The 17270-nt window shown below is 63.4% G+C and carries 17 protein-coding genes; 4 read left to right on the forward strand and 13 right to left on the reverse strand.

Annotation, left to right across the window (positions count from 1 at the left end):
- Positions 1-21: 21 nt before the first annotated feature.
- From CAG11_RS06240 to CAG11_RS06285, 10 genes are all read right to left on the reverse strand, one after another.
- Complete coding sequence (locus tag CAG11_RS06240) at positions 22-927, reverse strand: cation diffusion facilitator family transporter (protein WP_085595466.1); 906 nt, start codon at positions 925-927, stop codon at positions 22-24.
- Between the two features lie 275 nt (positions 928-1202).
- Positions 1203-1967, reverse strand: coding sequence for an SDR family oxidoreductase (locus tag CAG11_RS06245; protein WP_085595468.1), 765 nt, complete (start codon positions 1965-1967; stop codon positions 1203-1205).
- 626 nt (positions 1968-2593) lie between these two features.
- Entirely contained in the window at positions 2594-2785 is a 192-nt protein-coding gene (locus CAG11_RS33100) for a hypothetical protein (protein ID WP_143494509.1), read from the reverse strand.
- 6 nt (positions 2786-2791) lie between these two features.
- Positions 2792-3508: an ABC transporter ATP-binding protein gene (locus tag CAG11_RS06255; protein ID WP_022641911.1), complete on the reverse strand. Its 717-nt coding sequence runs from the start codon at positions 3506-3508 to the stop codon at positions 2792-2794.
- On the reverse strand, positions 3505-4377 hold the full coding sequence (locus tag CAG11_RS06260) for an ATP-binding cassette domain-containing protein (RefSeq protein WP_022641910.1): 873 nt from the start codon (positions 4375-4377) through the stop codon (positions 3505-3507). The genes CAG11_RS06255 and CAG11_RS06260 overlap by 4 nt, the downstream gene beginning before the upstream one ends.
- A complete protein-coding gene (gene livM, locus CAG11_RS06265) occupies positions 4374-5669 on the reverse strand; it encodes a high-affinity branched-chain amino acid ABC transporter permease LivM (RefSeq protein WP_053132324.1) in 1296 nt (431 codons plus the stop codon). Before livM ends, CAG11_RS06260 begins: the two co-directional genes overlap by 4 nt.
- Positions 5670-5671: 2 nt before the next feature.
- Entirely contained in the window at positions 5672-6586 is a 915-nt protein-coding gene (locus CAG11_RS06270) for a branched-chain amino acid ABC transporter permease (RefSeq protein WP_022641909.1), read from the reverse strand.
- A gap of 161 nt (positions 6587-6747) precedes the next feature.
- Positions 6748-7884, reverse strand: a complete 1137-nt coding sequence (locus CAG11_RS06275; protein ID WP_022641908.1) for a branched-chain amino acid ABC transporter substrate-binding protein — start codon at positions 7882-7884, stop codon at positions 6748-6750.
- A 361-nt stretch (positions 7885-8245) separates the two neighbouring features.
- Positions 8246-9529 (reverse strand): FAD-binding oxidoreductase, encoded by a 1284-nt coding sequence (locus tag CAG11_RS06280; RefSeq protein ID WP_085595470.1) that lies wholly within the window; start codon positions 9527-9529, stop codon positions 8246-8248.
- A 74-nt stretch (positions 9530-9603) separates the two neighbouring features.
- Positions 9604-11094, reverse strand: coding sequence for an aldehyde dehydrogenase family protein (locus CAG11_RS06285; protein ID WP_085595473.1), 1491 nt, complete (start codon positions 11092-11094; stop codon positions 9604-9606).
- Between the two features lie 170 nt (positions 11095-11264).
- On the opposite strand from CAG11_RS06285, the gene CAG11_RS06290 reads away from it, so the two are divergent.
- The 3 genes from CAG11_RS06290 to nadE all read left to right on the forward strand — a co-directional run bounded on the left by CAG11_RS06290 (position 11265) and on the right by nadE (position 14332).
- The gene (locus CAG11_RS06290; RefSeq protein ID WP_022641905.1) at positions 11265-12158 is read left to right on the forward strand and encodes a LysR family transcriptional regulator; all 894 of its coding nucleotides are present in this window, start codon (positions 11265-11267) and stop codon (positions 12156-12158) included.
- Between the two features lie 128 nt (positions 12159-12286).
- Positions 12287-13501 carry a nicotinate phosphoribosyltransferase gene (gene pncB / locus CAG11_RS06295; protein ID WP_085595475.1) on the forward strand — a complete coding sequence of 405 codons (1215 nt, stop codon included), beginning with the start codon at positions 12287-12289 and terminating at the stop codon, positions 13499-13501.
- A 3-nt stretch (positions 13502-13504) separates the two neighbouring features.
- Positions 13505-14332, forward strand: a complete 828-nt coding sequence (gene nadE / locus CAG11_RS06300; protein ID WP_085595477.1) for an ammonia-dependent NAD(+) synthetase — start codon at positions 13505-13507, stop codon at positions 14330-14332.
- Positions 14333-14389: 57 nt separating this feature from the next.
- On the opposite strand, the gene azu is transcribed toward nadE, so the two are convergent.
- Positions 14390-14836 (reverse strand): azurin, encoded by a 447-nt coding sequence (gene azu / locus CAG11_RS06305; protein ID WP_022641902.1) that lies wholly within the window; start codon positions 14834-14836, stop codon positions 14390-14392.
- A gap of 350 nt (positions 14837-15186) precedes the next feature.
- Between azu and CAG11_RS06310 the strand changes: the two genes are divergently transcribed.
- Positions 15187-15774, forward strand: coding sequence for a TIGR00730 family Rossman fold protein (locus CAG11_RS06310; protein WP_085595479.1), 588 nt, complete (start codon positions 15187-15189; stop codon positions 15772-15774).
- 29 nt (positions 15775-15803) lie between these two features.
- On the opposite strand, the gene CAG11_RS06315 is transcribed toward CAG11_RS06310, so the two are convergent.
- Both CAG11_RS06315 and CAG11_RS06320 read right to left on the reverse strand, forming a co-directional pair.
- On the reverse strand, positions 15804-16265 hold the full coding sequence (locus tag CAG11_RS06315) for a hypothetical protein (RefSeq protein WP_085595481.1): 462 nt from the start codon (positions 16263-16265) through the stop codon (positions 15804-15806).
- Entirely contained in the window at positions 16262-17194 is a 933-nt protein-coding gene (locus CAG11_RS06320; protein WP_053132331.1) for an NAD synthetase, read from the reverse strand. The genes CAG11_RS06315 and CAG11_RS06320 overlap by 4 nt, the downstream gene beginning before the upstream one ends.
- Positions 17195-17270: the final 76 nt, after the last annotated feature.

Raw genomic sequence — 17270 nt, forward strand, 5'->3', positions numbered from 1 at the left:
CCTGGCCGGCCCACAGGCCGGTCAGGCGATCCACTTGCGATCGCCGGTGAAGCTGATGGTCAGCCAGCGTGCGGCATCGGCTCCGCCCAACTGGCGGGAAATGTCCTCGCGCAAGCGGTCCAGGGTCGCGACATCCTGTAGCGGATAGTCGGCCGGCAGCACCACGTGGATCTCGATGAAACGCGCCCGGCCGTGCTTTTGCACATAGCTGACATAGTCCTGGAAACCATGGGTGGCCTTGGCTTGTTCCATCACTGTGCGCACGGTCTCGTCCAACTGGTCGGGAGCGATGCCCAGCACCTCGCGCAAGGCCGGGCGCAAGATCTTCAGGGCCGGCGCCAGCATGCTCAGGGCCAGGGCGATCAGGATCAGCGGGTCGACATACACCGCCCACTGGTCATGGCCGTAGTGCTTGAGCAACAAGGCGCAGAGGAAGCTCACCAGCAGGCCCACCGACAGCATGGCGTCCACCAGCCAGCTGATGTTGTCGAACTGGATCAGCGACGACTTGAGCTTGCGGTTGCGATGGCGCACGTAGAAGAAGTAGGCGAACTCCACCACGGTGAACACTGCGGCGTAGACGATCACCAGCCCAAGCTCGATCTCCCGGCCTCCATTGATGATGCCGAACACACCGTTGAGAAAGGCGTAGATGGCGATCAGCAGCAGGAAGCTGCCCTCGATCAACAGCACCATGGGTTCCAGGTGCCAGAAGCCGAACTGGAAGCGCTGGTTGCCCGGCTTGGTGATCAGCCTGGCGGTGATCAGCATCAGCACCTTGATGAAGGTGGCGATCAGGGAAAAGAAACCATCGAACAGGATGGATTGGGCGCCAGAAACAAAACCTGTGGCGATACCGGCGATCGCCACGGCGAACATCAGTACGGTCGATTGCTTGAGCAGAGCCTGCTCACCTCGGTTACTCACGATTCCTCCCACGGAACTTGGAAAACACCGCCTCGATAACAGCGGCAGTACAAATTTAGGGGAGGAATTCTAGCGTGCCTCGGCTTCGGCCAGCTGAAACGAATCAGCTTATATATTTCCGCGTGCGTCCGACCTCACTGCGAGGCTGTGGATAACGGCTGTCGCTGGGCATGATCATGGGCGCCGTGCAAGGTCCTGCGGACCTTGGCGCAGCCTCGCCAGCTCAGCAGCGGCAAAAGTACCGCGCACTGCCAGCGAAGCTGCACCCTGGCAGGTCAGGCCTTGGCGCGGTCGATGGCGAAACCGGCCCAGGACTGGCTGACCGGCATCAGTTCCAGGCTGTTGATGTTGACGTGGGCCGGAGTATTCATGACCCAGAAGATGGTCTCGGCGATGTCCTCGGGCTGGATCGGCTCGGCGCCGGCGTAGGTGGCGTCATAACGGGCCTGGTCACCGCCAAAGCGCACCAGCGAGAACTCGCTTTCGCACAGGCCCGGCTCGATGTTGGTCACCCGTACCCCGGTGCCCTGCAGGTCGCAGCGCAGGTTCAGGGAGAACTGCTTGACGAAGGCCTTGGTGCCGCCATACACGTGGCTGCCAGGGTATGGGTAGTTCCCAGCGACGGAGCCCAGGTTGACGATCCCGGCACCACGGCCATGGGCGATCAGCCGCGGCAGCAGTAGGCGGGTGCTGTACATCAGGCCCTTGATGTTGGTATCGACCATGGTGTCCCAGTCGTCCAGGTCGCACTTGGGCGCAGGGTCCGCCCCCAGGGCCAGGCCGGCGTTGTTGATCAGGCCGCGCAGCTTGGCGAACGTCGGCGGCAGGTTGTCGATGGCCTGTTCCATGGCCTTGCGGTCTCGCACGTCCAGCACCAGGCCATGGACTTCGGTCTGCTTGGAGAGCTCCGCGCGCAAGGCATCGAGGCGCTCCTGGCGGCGACCGGTCAGTACCAGCGACCAGCCGGCCTCGGCAAAGCGCCGGGCACAGGCCTCGCCGAAACCGGAAGTCGCGCCTGTGATGAACAGAGTGGAAGTCATGGTGTTCTCCTTGCTGGGGGCGGGCCGCCATTTCAATAAAAAAACGTTTCGCAGCATGCCCGGCCCGGCTTCGGGCGGCAACTGGCCCTGTATCCAGGAAGCTTCATGGCCACAGCGCCCGCAGTCGCTGTGGATATCCACAGGATGCTGTACAAAAAACAACCACTAGGCGCAAATCCAGGCCCTGCGTGGCCTGTAGCCAGGTGCGCGCACCTTATCCACAGGGCGGTCCACAGTCTTTGGGGGCAACTGGCAAATACTCCAGGCCACGATTCACAAGGCCTGCGCGGGCACAGGCAAAGTTTTTCCCTTGACCTGGGCCGGCCGTCCGTGCCGCCGCAGCCTGAAAAGATGACCGAACGGTCAAACAATAGAAGGCCAGAGGCCAGTAACCACGCCGCCCCGGGAGTTCTTTCCAGAGTTTAGCCACAGACTTATCCACAGGCTTGTACAGGGCTTCGCCCACCGCCTGCTGCGACAATAAAAAGGTTGACAAAGCCGTCCTGAAGATCGCCAAAAGCCGCTGATCAAAAAACCAACGATTGCTTGCAAGCCACGTCCTGCAAGGCTTTCAGCCAGCTACTCCCACGTTACCCACAGCCCGCTCCACAACAAACGGGGACAACTCAAAACGGTGAAAAAACAACCGTTTGCGGCATCTTCATGCGGCGTTCCGGCAACTTGCTCAAGAGGTTTTCCACAATTGTCGGACGCAAATCAGCGCCCTCCTCACGGCCAGCCCCGGAAAACAGGCTGAACCTGCGGGTGTGGATAAAAAAGGCCCCGCCGGCGCGAACCGGCAGGGCCTTTTCATCCACAGCCGGTCAGTGGCCGCCCAGGTAGGCGTTACGCACCTCCTCGTTGACCAGCAGTTCCTTGCCGCTGCCGCTGAGGCGGATCTCGCCGTTGACCATCACGTAGGCGCGGTCGGACAGCTTGAGCGCATGGTTGGCATTCTGCTCCACCAGGAAGATGGTCATGCCACTGGCCGCCAGCTCCCGCAGGGTGGCGAAGATCTGCTTCACCACGATCGGCGCCAGGCCCAGGCTCGGTTCATCCAGCAACAGCAACTTGGGCCGGCTCATCAAGGCCCGGGCGATGGCCAGCATCTGCTGCTCGCCGCCGGACATGGTCATGGCGCGCTGGTTGCGCCGCTCCTTGAGCCTGGGGAACAACTCGAACATGCGCTGCATGTCCTCGCTCGCGTACTTGTCGCCGATGGGAATGGTGCCCATCAGCAGGTTTTCCTCCACGGTCATGTCGGGGAACACCCGGCGCCCTTCAGGGGACTGGGCGATGCCGTTGGACGCGATGTAGTGGGACGACTTGCGGGTGATGTCCACACCGCGGTACAGAATCTGCCCGGACTCGGCCCGGGGCTGGCCGAAGATCGACATCAAGAGGGTCGACTTGCCAGCGCCGTTGGAGCCGATCAGGCTCACGGTTTCCCCTTCGTCGATGTGCAGCGAGACCTTCTTCAAGGCCTGGATCGGCCCGTAGTACACATCCAGGTCCTTGAGCTCGAGGATAGGTTGAGTCATGCCAGTTCCTCTTCGTCGGCACCCAGGTAGGCGGCGATCACCTTCGGATCGTTGCGGATCGCCTCCGGCCCGCCTTCAGCGATCACGTTGCCGTGGTCCAGTACCACGATATGGTCGGAAATGCTCATCACCATGCCCATGTCGTGCTCGATCAACACCACGGTCAGGTCATGTTCGTCGCGCAGCAACCGGATCATCGCGCTCAGCGCCTCGGTTTCCTGGGGGTTGAGGCCCGCGGCCGGTTCGTCGAGGCAGATCACCTGCGGCCGCGTGCACATGGCCCGGGCGATCTCCAGGCGCCGCTGCTGGCCGTAGGACAACTCGCCGGCCAGGCGGTTGGCGCAGTCCACCAGGTCCACCACTTCCAGCCAGTAGAAGGCCTGGTCCAGGGCATCGCTTTCCGCCTTGCGATAGCCCCTGGTGTTGAGCACTCCCGCCAGCAGGTTGCGATTGACCCACATGTGCTGGGCCACCAGCAGGTTCTCCACCACCGACATTTCCCGGAACAGGCGGATGTTCTGGAAGGTCCGCGCCAGGCCGGCCCGGTTCACCAGGTGGGTGCCGCCGAACATCTTGTAGTACAGGCGGCTGGAGAAGTTTTTCGGCGACACGAAGTCGCTGGCCCGGAACGGCTCGCCCAACAGCTTGATGACGTTGGTCTGCTGGCCCCGGGTATTGAGTTCGATGCGGCCACCGGATGCCTTGTAGAAACCGGTGAGGCAGTTGAACACCGTGGTCTTGCCGGCACCGTTGGGGCCGATCAGGGCGAAGATCGAGTTGCGCTTGACCTTGAGGCTGACATCGCTGAGGGCCTTGATGCCGCCGAAATGCATCATCAGGTTCTCGACCGAAAGAATGTATTCGCTCATGGTGCGCTCCTTGGGGTCAAAACGCCTTTGCGCGGGGTCACCCCGGTGCGGCTGATGCGGATCAAGCCCCGCGGCCGCCAGATCATCATCAACACCATGAGGATGCCGAACAGCAGCACCCGGTATTCGGAGAAGCTGCGCAGCAGTTCAGGCGCCACGGTGAGCACGAATGCGGCGATCACCACGCCCACGGTGGACCCCATGCCCCCCAGCACCACGATGGCGAGGATCAGCGCCGACTCGAAGAAGGTGAAGGACGACGGGTTGACGAAGCCCTGGTAGCTGGCGAAGAACACCCCGGCCAGGCCCGCGGTGGAGGCACCCAGGGTAAAGGCCGAGAGCTTCACCAGTACATGGTTCAGCCCCATGGCGCGGCAGGCGATCTCGTCCTCGCGCAAGGCTTCCCAGGCCCGGCCCACGGGCATGCGGGTCAGCCGATGCTTGATGTAGAGCACCAGCAGCACCACCAGGAACAGCACGATGTAGATGAACAGGAACTTCAGGTTGGGGTTGTATTCCAGGCCGAAGAACTCATGGAACGGCACTCCACCGTCCTTGGCCTTGCGTCCGAACTCCAGGCCCAGGAAGGTCGGCGACGGCACCGGCATGCCGTTGGGACCACCGGTGAAGGACAGCCAGTTGTTGAGCACCAGGCGGATGATCTCGCCGAACCCGAGGGTCACGATGGCCAGGTAATCGCCATGCATGCGCAACACCGGGAAGCCCAATATGCACCCCGCCAGTGCCGCGGCGATCGCCGCCAGGGGCAGCACCGTCCAGAAGCCCAGGCCCAGGTACTGGTAGCCCAGGGCCAGGCCGTAGGCGCCGATGGCGTAGAACGCCACGTAGCCAAGGTCCAGCAGCCCGGCCAGGCCCACCACGATGTTCAGCCCAAGGCCCAGCAGCACGTAGATCAGGCCGAGGATCACCACGGTCAGCAGGTACTTGTTGGCGAAGAACGGAAAGACGATGGCGATCACGATCAGCGCCGGAATGATCCAGCGCAGCCGCGATTTGTAGTCCGGCGCCAGCACATGCACGCCCGAGCCGCTGCTTTCGAAACCCTGGAGGATCTTCAGCCCGCGCGGGGTCTGCAGGAACAGGCTCAGGGCCAGGCGCCCGGCCATGACGATGGCCACCAGCCAGGCGACCCGGGTCGGTTCCAGGTTGAAACTGTAGCCGTCCAGGACCACGCCCACGATGGGGCCGAACACGATCAGCGAGATCAGCCCGGCGAGCACGGCGTCGACGACGCTCTTCTTGATGTCGATCGGTTTATTGGCAGCAGACATACTTACACCTTCGCCACGAGTGGGCGACCCAGCAGGCCTTGGGGACGGAAGATCAGGATCAGCACCAGCAGCGAGAAGCTGAACACGTCTTTGTAGTCGGAGTTGATCAAGCCGGAGAACAACGACTCGGAGATACCGAGGATGATCCCGCCGAGCATGGCCCCGGGCAGCGAGCCAATGCCGCCGAGCACCGCGGCGGTGAAGGCCTTGATGCCGATGACGAAGCCGGCGTAGAAGTCGAAGGTGCCGTAGTTCATGGTGATCAGCACCCCGGCCAGGGCGGCCATGGCCGCGCCGATGATGAACACGTAGGAGATCACCCGGTCGGTGTTGATCCCCAGGATCGAGGCCATCTTGCGGTCTTGCTGGGTGGCCCGGCACATGCGCCCGAGCTTGGTGTACTTGATGATGTAGGTCAGCAGTGCCATGCCGGCGAAAGCCGCCACCAGGATGAAGATCTTGGTGTAGGTCAGTTGCACGAAGCCACTGCCGATATCCACCTTCCAGGCCCCGGCCAGCAGGGTGGGCACGCCCTGCTGCTTGGCGCCCTGGCTGATCTGCGCGTAGTTCTGCAGGATCAGCGAGATGCCGATGGCGCTGATCAGCGGCGCCAGGCGGGTGGAGTTGCGCAGGGGCTTGTAGGCGACGCGCTCGATGACCCAGCCGTAGATCCCGGTGACCACGATGGTGAAGATCAGGGTGCCGAGGATGAGTAGCGGGAAGGATTCGATGCCGAAGTAGGCCAGCAAGGCCAGGCTGATTGCCGCCAGGTAGGCGGAAATCATGTACACCTCGCCATGGGCGAAGTTGATCATGCCGATGATGCCATAGACCATTGTGTAGCCGATGGCGATCAGACCGTAGACGGACCCGAGGGTCAGTCCGTTGATCAGTTGCTGCAGGAAAATACCATCCATAACGCAATCTCACGGACTTGAGAGACGGCACAGGGCGTCGACGCCGGACAGGGATCACCCATCCGCGCAACACGTCCGTTGTGCAGCTCTACGAGAAAAGGCAAGTACTGCACGAGTACGGACCGATACCAGGGGCCGGTATCGGTCCGTGCGGACTCATGTCACTTCTGTTTTTCCAGCTGGTGGTATTTGCCGTCCTTGTCCCACTGGTAGACCACGTAGTCGGAGACCTTCAGGTCGCCCTTGGCGTCCCAGGTCTTCTCGCCCATCACGGTCTTCACCGGATTGGCCTTGAGCCACTTGGCGGCGTCCTCGCCCTTGTTCGACTTGGCACCATTGAAGCCGGCGGCCAGGGCCTGGATCGAGGCGTAGGCGTACAGGGTGTAGCCCTCGGGCTCGGTGCCGGCCTTGCGGAAGGCGTCCACCACGGCCTTGCTGTCCGGCAGCAGGCGTGGGTCGGCGCCGAAGGTCATGTACACGCCATCGACGTACTGCGGGCCACCGGCGGTGGTCACCAGCTCGTCGGTGACGATACCGTCGTCGGACATGAACTTGACGTCCTTCAGGCCCTGCTCGCGCAGTTGGCGCACCAACGGGCCGGCCTCGGGATGCAGGCCGCCAAAGTACACCACGTCGGCACCGGCGGCGCGGATCTTGGTCACCACGGCACTGAAGTCCTTCTCGCCCCGGGTCAGGCCCTCATACAGCACCGGGGTCACGCCGCGCTTGGTCAACTGCGCCTTGGTGGCGTCGGCCAGGCCCTGGCCGTAGGTGTCCTTGTCGTGCAGCACCACGACCTTCTTGCCCTTGAGCACATCGATGATGTAGTCGCCGGCCACCACGCCTTGCTGGTCGTCACGCCCGCACATGCGGAACATCGCCGACAGGCCGCGCTCGGTGACCTGGGGGTTGGTGGAGCCCGGAGTGATGGCAATCACCCCGGCGTCGCTGTAGACCTCGGAAGCCGGGATGGTCGACGAGGAGCAGAAGTGCCCGACCACGCCGGCCACCTTGTCCTGGTCCACCAGGCGGTTGGCCACGGCGACCGCCTGCTTCGGCTCGCAAGCGTCGTCGCCCTTGACCAGCACGATCTTCTCGCCGTTGACCCCGCCCTTGGCGTTGATTTCGTCAGCCGCTGCCTGTGCACCCTTCATGTACTGCTCGCCAAATGCCGCGTTGGCGCCTGTCATGGGACCCGCTACGCCGATCTTCAGGTCGGCTTGAGCAAACGCAGAAACACCCAGCGCAGTTGCCACTGCGAGGGCCAGGAAGCCTTTCTTGTAAAACGTCTGGGACATGAGGTGATGCTCCAAGGTTTTTTAGTTGGCACTGCGACTTACATCAATGCTCAGAGCAAGCGCCGTGCCAGTGGTTTTTTATTCTTAGAAAAGTCGCTGTCTTATTGTTATTTCGACTGTTTCGAGCCCATTTTCATTGGGCGTGCAACCGTCTAAACCGCGGAAGGTAAAACCCTGTTTTCCAGTGGGCGCAACCCACTCGTGCCATCATTGCAACCGCGACACAATTCAACGTGCAACCCTCTTGTAACAGCCTGCGTCACCGAACTGCACACCCGTGGTGCGCAACTGCTACGAGCCGCACCACTACAGGCTAGTCGCTGCATCGAAAAGCGTCGTCAATGGCTGTGCATTTCCTCATTCAGATAACGATTCGCAGGCATTGGCCGGCGTGGTAGAGGGAGAACCCGGCCTCGTACAGGCAACTGCGCAGGGCCGCGCCAGGCAACGGCTGCATGGGCGCAAAGGGAATCGGCAAGGCCTGCGGGTCGCCATTGCACAGGTAATCGGCGAAAGCCTTGCCGACCACGGTGCCGGTGGTCACCCCGCGGCCGTTGTAACCGGTGACGGCCACCAGCCCCGGGGCCGGTTCGAACAGGCGCATCAGGTGGTCGGGGGTGAAGGCGATGCAGCCGGTCCAGGTGCACTCCCACTCCACGGGCTTGAGGTAGGGGAAGTAATGCTGTTGCACCCGGTCGGCCCAGGCCTTGAGGAACCACAGGGGCTTCTGGTTGCCATTGCCCAGGCTGCCCAGCAGCAAGCGGCCCTCGGCATCCCGGCGGATGCTGCTCAGCACCTGGCGGGTATCCCAGGAACCCTGGCCACCGGGCAGGATCTGCAGGGCAGCCTCTTCGGTCAGCGGCACCGAGGCCACCTGGTAGTAGTAACCCGGGAAGAAATTGCGCCGCAATTCGGTCCAGTCGCCCTCGGTGTAGGCGTTGGAGGCGATCACCACCTGCTCGGCCAGCACCGAGCCCTGGTCGGTCTGCACCGACCAGCGCTGGCCCTGGCGCTCCAGGCGGGTTACCGGCGAATGATCGAACAGCCGGCCGCCCAGGTCGGCCGCGGCCTTGGCCAGGCCGCTGACATAGGCCATGGGGTTGATGGTCCCGGCCCGGCGATCGAGCAAGGCCGCGGCGATCTTCCTGGTCCCGGTGGCGGTTTCACAGGCCGCGCCGGTGAGCAACTCCACCGGCGCGCCCCGACGCTTCCATTGCTGCTCGCGGCTGCGCAGGTCGGCCTCGCCCCGGGCGTTGTGGGCCATGTGCAAGGTGCCTTCGCGGCGCAACTGGCAATCGATGCGGTACTTGTCCACCAGGCTGAACACCAGCGATGGCGCCGCACCGAGCATGCGATTGAGCTGGCTGCCGACTTGTTCGCCGAAGCCGGCCTCGATCTCGTCCGGTGGAATCCACATGCCGGCATTCACCAGGCCGACGTTACGCCCCGAGCCCCCCTGCCCGGCACGCTGGGCCTCCACCACGCAGACCCGCTTGCCCTGCTCCAGCAGATGCACCGCCGCCGACAAGCCGGTGAAGCCGGCGCCGATGATGCAGACATCCGCCGTCTGCTCGCCCCGCAGCGGTGCGTGATCAGGCCTTTGCGGAGTCAATCGTTCCCATAGACATTGTTCTTGTAGTGCCATCGCCAACTCCGAAATCAACCCACATGGACCAACCGCCCCTGGCACGCCTGGCCGGCAGGCGTGCCGCGCGGGGCTCAGTCGAAGGTAATGCCCTGGGCCAGCGGCAGCTCGCGGGAGTAGTTGACGGTGTTGGTCTGGCGACGCATGTAGCCACGCCAGGCATCGGAGCCGGACTCGCGTCCGCCGCCGGTTTCCTTCTCGCCACCGAAGGCACCACCGATTTCCGCACCGCTGGGGCCGATGTTGACGTTGGCGATGCCACAGTCGCTGCCCACCGCCGACATGAAGCGCTCGGCCTCACGCACATCGGTGGTGAAGATGCACGAGGACAGCCCCTGGGGCACGGCGTTGTTCAGGCGCAAGGCCTCATCGAAGTCCTGGTAGCCGATCACATAAAGGATCGGGGCGAAGGTCTCGCTGCACACCACGTCGCTCTGCTCGGGCATTTCCACGATCGCCGGCGACACGTAGTAGGCGTTGGGGTACTGGTCCTGCAACTGGCGCTGGCCGCCGAACACCCGCCCGCCCTCGCTCAGCGCCTGCTCCAGGGCATCCTGCATGGCCTCGAAGCTGTGCTTGTCGATCAGCGGGCCGATCAGGTTGCCTTGCAGCGGATGGCCGATGCGTACCTTGGCATAGGCGGTCTTGAGGCGAGCGACGATCTCTTCCTTCACCGATTCATGGGCGATCAGGCGGCGCAGGGTGGTGCAACGCTGGCCGGCGGTGCCGACGGCGCTGAACAGGATCGCGCGCACGGCCATGTCCAGGTCGGCGCTGGGCCCGAGGATCATGGCGTTGTTGCCACCCAGCTCGAGAATGCTGCGGGCGAAGCGCGCGGCGACCTTGGGCGCCACTTCACGGCCCATGCGGGTGCTGCCGGTGGCGCTGACCAGGGCCACGCGGGGATCGTCCACCAGCGCCGCGCCGGCATCGCGACCGCCGATGATCACCTGGCTCAGGTATTCGGGGGCGTCCTGGAAGTTCTTCAGCACCCGCTCCAGCAAGGCATGGCAGGCCAGGGCGGTCAGCGGAGTCTTTTCCGAGGGTTTCCAGATCACCGGGTTACCGCAGACCAGGGCCAGGGCGGTGTTCCAGGACCAGACCGCCACCGGGAAGTTGAAGGCGCTGATCACCCCCACCACCCCCAGTGGATGCCAGGTTTCGCGCATGTGGTGGCCGGGGCGCTCGGAGGCGATGGTCAGGCCATAGAGCTGGCGCGACAGGCCGACGGCGAAGTCGCAGATGTCGATCATCTCCTGCACTTCCCCCAGGCCTTCCTGGGTGATCTTGCCGGCCTCCCAGGACACCAGCTCGCCGAGGTCGGCCTTGTGCTCGCGCAGCACTTCGCCGAACTGCCGCACCAGCTCGCCACGGCGAGGGGCCGGGACATTGCGCCAGAGGGCGAATGCATGCTCGGCGCGACTGACCTGCTGCTCCACTTCGGCGGCACCCTGCCAGTTCACCGCGGCGATCCGGCTGCCGTCGATGGGCGAATGCACAGGGTGTGCGCCCGACTGGTAGAGGGCCGGGTTCACGCCCAGACGATCAAGCAATGCGGCAACCATGGGTAACTCCTTACAGGTGGCAAGCGAAAGACCAGGACCGCCGTGGCGGTCGTCGAGACCTGTAGTTGTAGCTGGCCGCAGACTTGCCAACAAACGACCTTTAAGCGAGATATCATTCCGTTTATTCATGCTGGGCCGGCATCCAGCACCGATAAGAACAAGGACAAGCCATGCTGAACAAACGCTACCTGCCGTCGATCACGGCCCTGCAGTGCTTCGAGGCCGTGACCCGGCACCTGAGCTTCACCCGCGCGGCCGAGGAGCTGAACCTGACCCAGAGCGCGGTGAGCAAGCAGGTGGCGCAGCTGGAAGAGCTGCTCCAGCACTTGTTGTTCCGCCGCGTGCGCCGGCGCCTGCAGCTGACCCCGGCCGGCGACCTGTACCTGGTGGAAGTGCGCAAGATCCTCACCCAAGTGGAGATGTCCACCCACTACCTGCGCTCCTACGGCGGCGAGACCGAAGTACTGCGGGTCTCCACGCCCTATACCTTCGGCGCCCGCTGGCTGGTGCCAAGGCTCAAGGGCTGGCGCCTGCGCCACCCGCACATCCACCTGGACCTGTGCAACGAACAGGAGCCCGACGAACTGCTCCAGGGCCATAGCGACCTGGCGTTCTACTTCGGCCAGGGCGCGCGCCCCGGCACCGAGAGCCTGAAGCTGTTCAGCGAGGAACTGGTGGCGGTATGCGCCCCCGACAGCCTGCCGGCCGAACCGCTCACCGATCCCCGGCAACTGGCCGACCTGGTGCTGCTGCAAAACGCCTCGCGGCCCCAGGGCTGGCACGAGTGGTTCGAGCAGCAGGGCTACCAGACCGAGCACAGCTACCACGGCCCGCGCTTCGAGACCTTCTACATGTGCATCCGCGCCGCCCAGGTCGGCTGCGGCGTGGCCCTGCTGCCGCGGTTCCTGGTGGAGGAAGAACTGGCCGAGGGCAAGCTGGTGATCGCCTGGGAGTACGCCATGCCCAGCCAGGATGCCTACTACCTGGCCTACCCCGAGCATGCGGCGGAAGTGCCCAAGGTTCGCGATTTCGTGCGCTGGATGCTGGAGCGGATCGATCCGTAGTTCCCCGACTTCAGCCCCGGGCCGAAAAAACACTGGCAAAGCCCAAGGCGTCTATGCGCCACTAGCGCCTTCACTGAAAGAGCTGAGTGCCGCACCTGTCAGTCGCGGCCAGCATGGAGATTCCCGTTATGAGCGAGAGTGTGTTTGCCGATCGCATCGTGCAGAACCTGCTCGACACCGACTTCTACAAACTGACCATGATGCAGGCGGTGCTGCACAACTACCCCAACGCCGAGGTGGAATGGGAGTTTCGCTGCCGTAACAGCGAGGATCTGCGGCCCTACCTGGCAGAGATCCGCTATCAGTTCGAGCACCTGGCGGAGTTGAGCCTGAGCCCCGACCAGCTGGGCTTTCTCGAGCGCATCAGTTTCCTCAAGGCGGATTTCCTGCGCTTTCTCGGGCTGTTCCGCTTCAACCTGCGCTACGTGCACACCGGCATCGAGAACGGCGAGTTGTTCATCCGCCTGCGTGGCCCATGGCTGCATGTGATCCTGTTCGAAGTGCCGATGCTGGCCATCATCAGCGAAGTGCGCAATCGCTACCGCTACCGGGAAACCCAGCTGGTGCAGGCCCGTGAGCAGTTGTATCGCAAGTTCGACTGGCTGACCGCCAATGCCAGCAGCGAGGAGCTGGGCGAACTGCAGGTGGCCGACTTCGGCACTCGCCGGCGCTTTTCCTATCGCGTCCAGGAAGAGGTGGTGAATGTGCTCAAGCATGACTTCCCCGGACGTTTCGTCGGCACCAGCAACGTGCACCTGTCCCGCGAGCTGGGCATGAAGCCCCTGGGCACCATGGCCCATGAATGGATCATGGCCCACCAGCAGCTGGGGCCACGGTTGATCGACAGCCAGATCGCCGCCCTCGATTGCTGGGTCCGCGAGTACCGGGGCCTGTTGGGCATCGCCCTGACCGACTGCATCACCACCGATGCGTTCCTGGGGGATTTCGACCTGTTCTTCGCCAAGCTGTTCGACGGCCTGCGCCATGACTCGGGGGACCCGATCCTCTGGGCGGAAAAGGCCATCGCCCACTACCACAAGCTGGGCATCGACCCGATGAGCAAGACCCTGGTGTTCTCCGACAGCCTGACCCTGCCGCGCTCCCTGGAGATCTTCCGGGCGCTGCGCGGGCGGATCAACGTCAGCTTCGGCATCGGCACCAACCTGACCTGTGACATCCCCGGTGTGGAGCCGATGAGCATCGTGCTTAAAATGGCCGCCTGCAATGACCAGCCCGTCGCCAAGATCTCCGACGAAGCGGGCAAGACCCATTGCAAGGACCCGAACTTCGTCGCCTATTTGCGCCACGTTTTCCAAGTACCTGCCCAACCTGGCAAGGAGTGAATCATGCAAGCCGTACAGCTTGAGATTGCGCAGCAGCTCAAGGTCCAAGCACCTTTTCCCGACCACGCCGCCCTGGAAGCGGAAATCGCCCGGCGCGTGCGCTTCATCCAGGACTGCCTGGTCAATTCCGGCCTCAAGAGCCTGGTATTGGGCATCAGCGGCGGGGTCGACTCGCTGACCGCCGGCCTGCTGGCTCAGCGGGCCATGGTCGAGCTACGTGCCAGCAGTGGCGACCAGCGCTACCGCTTCATCGCCGTGCGCCTGCCCTACGAGACCCAGTTCGACGAGCACGACGCCCAGGCCGCGGTGGACTTCATCAACCCCGACGAGCGCCACACGGTGAACATCGGCCCGGCGGTCAAGGCCCTGGCCAATGAAGTGGCGGCCTTCGAAGGCCAGCACGCGGTATCCCGGGACTTCGTACTGGGCAACACCAAGGCGCGGATGCGCATGGTCGCCCAGTACACCATCGCCGGCGCCACCCAGGGCCTGGTGATCGGTACCGACCATGCCGCCGAGGCGGTGATGGGCTTCTTCACCAAGTTCGGCGACGGCGCCTGCGACCTGGCCCCCCTGAGCGGCCTGGTGAAAAACCAGGTGCGCGCCATTGCCCGGTATTTCGGGGCCCCCGAGTCGCTGGTGGAGAAGATCCCCACCGCCGATCTCGAGGACCTGTCGCCGGGCAAGCCGGACGAAGCCTCCCATGGCGTCACCTATGCCGAGATCGATGCCTTCCTGCACGGCCAGCCAGTGCGCGAGGAAGCCTTCAAGACCATCTGCGACACCTATCGCAAGACCCACCACAAGCGGGTCATGCCCTTCGCGCCCTGAGCGCCAGGCACAAAAAAAGCGCCCCTAGGGGCGCTTTTTCGTTGCAGCCTGGCCTGATTACTTCAGGATCACGGCGCCTTTCATCATCGAGTTGTGGCCTGGGAACGAGCAGAAGAACTGGTAGCTCTCGCCAGCGGTCAGCTTGGACACGTCGAAGGTCACCGAATCCTTTTCACCGGCACCGATGATCTTGGTGTGGGCGATGACGCGGGTGTCGCCTTCCTTCAGGTAGTTCTTGTCGATGCCAGCGGCCATGCCGTCGGCAGCGATGCCAGCCATGTCTGCGGTCTTGCTCAGTACCCAGTTATGACCCATGACGTTCTTCGGCAGGCTGCCGGAGTGGCCCAGGTTCACGGTGAAGGTCTTGCAGCTCTTGTCGATGGTGATTTCCTTGGTGCTGAAGGACATCTGGTCGGTAGAGTCGACGTCGATCTTGCACTCGGCGGCCATCAGTTGGCTGCTGGCCAGTGTCAACAGGGATGCTGCAACGAGTTTGGCAAACATGGTGAATCTCCAAGGCAGGGTTAACAAAATCCATCTGAATCCATGGGAGCCAAGACTGCCTGAATTTCTCGCTACTGCCTATGATTTGCATCAAGAAACTGTATACAACTCTCTGCTATCAGGCCGATCGAAACAATCAAGCAGCCAGCCCCGGGAGCTGTCCCTAGAATCACCGCCACCACCCCACCGGAGCCTTGATCATGTCGTTCAACAGCCTGTTTCGCAGCTTGCTCGCCGCCTACGCCTGTGGTGCCAGTGGCACCCACGAGACCCCGCAACGCGACGTTTAATGCTTGGACTCGACTCATCGAGCCTTTACCCTGAGGCGATCTTTGAGCTGGGAGCAAGACATGTCGTTAACTTCTGTCTGTGTATTTTGTGGCGCCAGCGCCGGCGCCAATCCTGCCTACCGTGAAGCCGCCCAGGCCATGGGCCGGGCCATCGCCGAACGCAACCTGACCCTGGTCTACGGCGGTGGCGCGGTGGGCCTGATGGGCATCGTCGCCGATGCGGCCATGGCCGCTGGCGGGGAAGTCGTGGGCATCATTCCGCAAAGCCTGAAAGACATCGAGATCGGCCACAACGGCCTGACCCGCCTGGAAGTGGTGGATGGCATGCATGCGCGCAAGGCACGCATGGCCGAACTCAGCGATGCCTTCATCGCCCTGCCCGGGGGCCTTGGCACCCTGGAGGAACTGTTCGAAGTCTGGACCTGGGGCCAGCTGGGTTACCACCGCAAGCCCCTGGGGCTGCTGGAAGTGAACGGCTTCTACGAAAAACTCGGAGGCTTCCTCGACCATATCGTCGGCGAGGGGTTCGTCAGTACTGCGCACCGCCAGATGCTGCAGATCAACCAGTCGCCGGCCAGCCTGCTGGATGCCCTGAGCGCCTGGCAACCTTCGGTCTCGGCCAAGTGGGTCGACTCAAAGCCGAGCTGAACCCTCCCCCAGGCGCCCCACAGTGATTCTCAGGGGCGCTTGCGCTGCGGCTTCAACGACGCCTTGAGCCGTTGCCGCTGATGACGGATCTCCAGCAGCTTTTCACGCATTTGCCGGTGACGGCGGCTGTTGAGCAAAAGCAATCCCAGCAAGGGCAGCAACAGCCCCACCAGGTAGATGCCCTGGTGCGGATGGTACTGGAACATCGGCGCCACCAGGGCCAGGCACAGGGCGAAGTAACCGGCCACCAGCCACACGCCCCAGGCAATCCCGCGCACCACCAGCAGATTGCCAACCACCAGCAACACAATCAGCACCAGCAGGCCCAGGCCCGTGTAGTCGTTGCTCTGCTCTGGTGCCATGCCGCGCCAGTAGGTGACTTGCGCCAGCGACAACAGCAACGATGCGCTGAAGCAGCCCAGCAGCACCGTAAGCATGAAGGTCGGAAAATAGCGCGCCAGGAACTCGCGCATGCTGCCCCCGCCGATCATTCGTCGAACTCCTCGTAGAGCCCCACGGCCAGGGTCTTCGCCGTGCCCAGGTTGCCGGAGCGAATGCTGCCGGTGGTGCTCAGGACCGCGCCCAGGGCATCTTGCATCTGCGTCAGGGTCGCGTGCCTGATCTGCGTCGTCGAATAGCGCTTGGTCAATCCTTCGGTGCGCTGCTTGAGCTTCAGCAACTTGGGGGTCAGGCTCGGATCGCGCAGGGTCAACAGCTCCTTGGTCAGCCTGGCACGCTCCTGGCGGTTGAGGCCCTTGAGCAACTGGGTCCAGCTCTTGCCGGTATTGGCCGCCTTGCTGGCCTTGAGCAGCTTGACCGTGGTCAGCGCGGAGCCCCCGACGCCTACCAGGGAAATGCCATCCAGGATCGGCGAGACGATGGTGTACCACTCGGCATCGTCCATCCGGTCGTTGGCCGCCGGGTCCTGGATCTCGTTGATCACCCGCGCCCCGCCGATCACGCACTGGGCGGTCCCGGCTACCGCCGCCGACACCCCGAGCGCCACCATCCAGGCACTGGCGCCGGCGGTGAAGGGCACGGCGACGGTCCCGCTGAAGACCACCAGCCAGCCGATCACCGCGGCGGCACAGGACAGCGAGGTATTGAAGGATTCGGTAGCCAGGCGTGACTCGCGGGGGTTGTTCTTCACCTGGTCGACGAACTGCTGGGGCGCGATGTACCGCTTCGCTTCCCGCAGGACCACACGCTTGGGGGTGATGCTACAAATCGGCCTGAACTCGCGCAGGGTAATCACGTTGAAGTCGGCATCGATGTACACCACCCCCGCCCCGGCGATCGCCGGATCGGTATCGATGGCGGCGAACAGCCGTGGCAGGTTGAGCTGGCTTTCGATCCGCTGGCGGGCGAGGACCTGGGTGATGTTGAGGTCCCTGATGACTCCGTCGATAACGCTGGCCACGTGATTCGTCCTTGGTCTGGCGGTGGATGGTTGCCTGATGGCTTGAGGCCACCTCGGCATGCACTGAATGAAGGTC

The sequence above is a fragment of the Pseudomonas sp. B6(2017) genome (assembly GCF_002112765.1).
GTDB lineage: Bacteria > Pseudomonadota > Gammaproteobacteria > Pseudomonadales > Pseudomonadaceae > Aquipseudomonas > Aquipseudomonas piscis.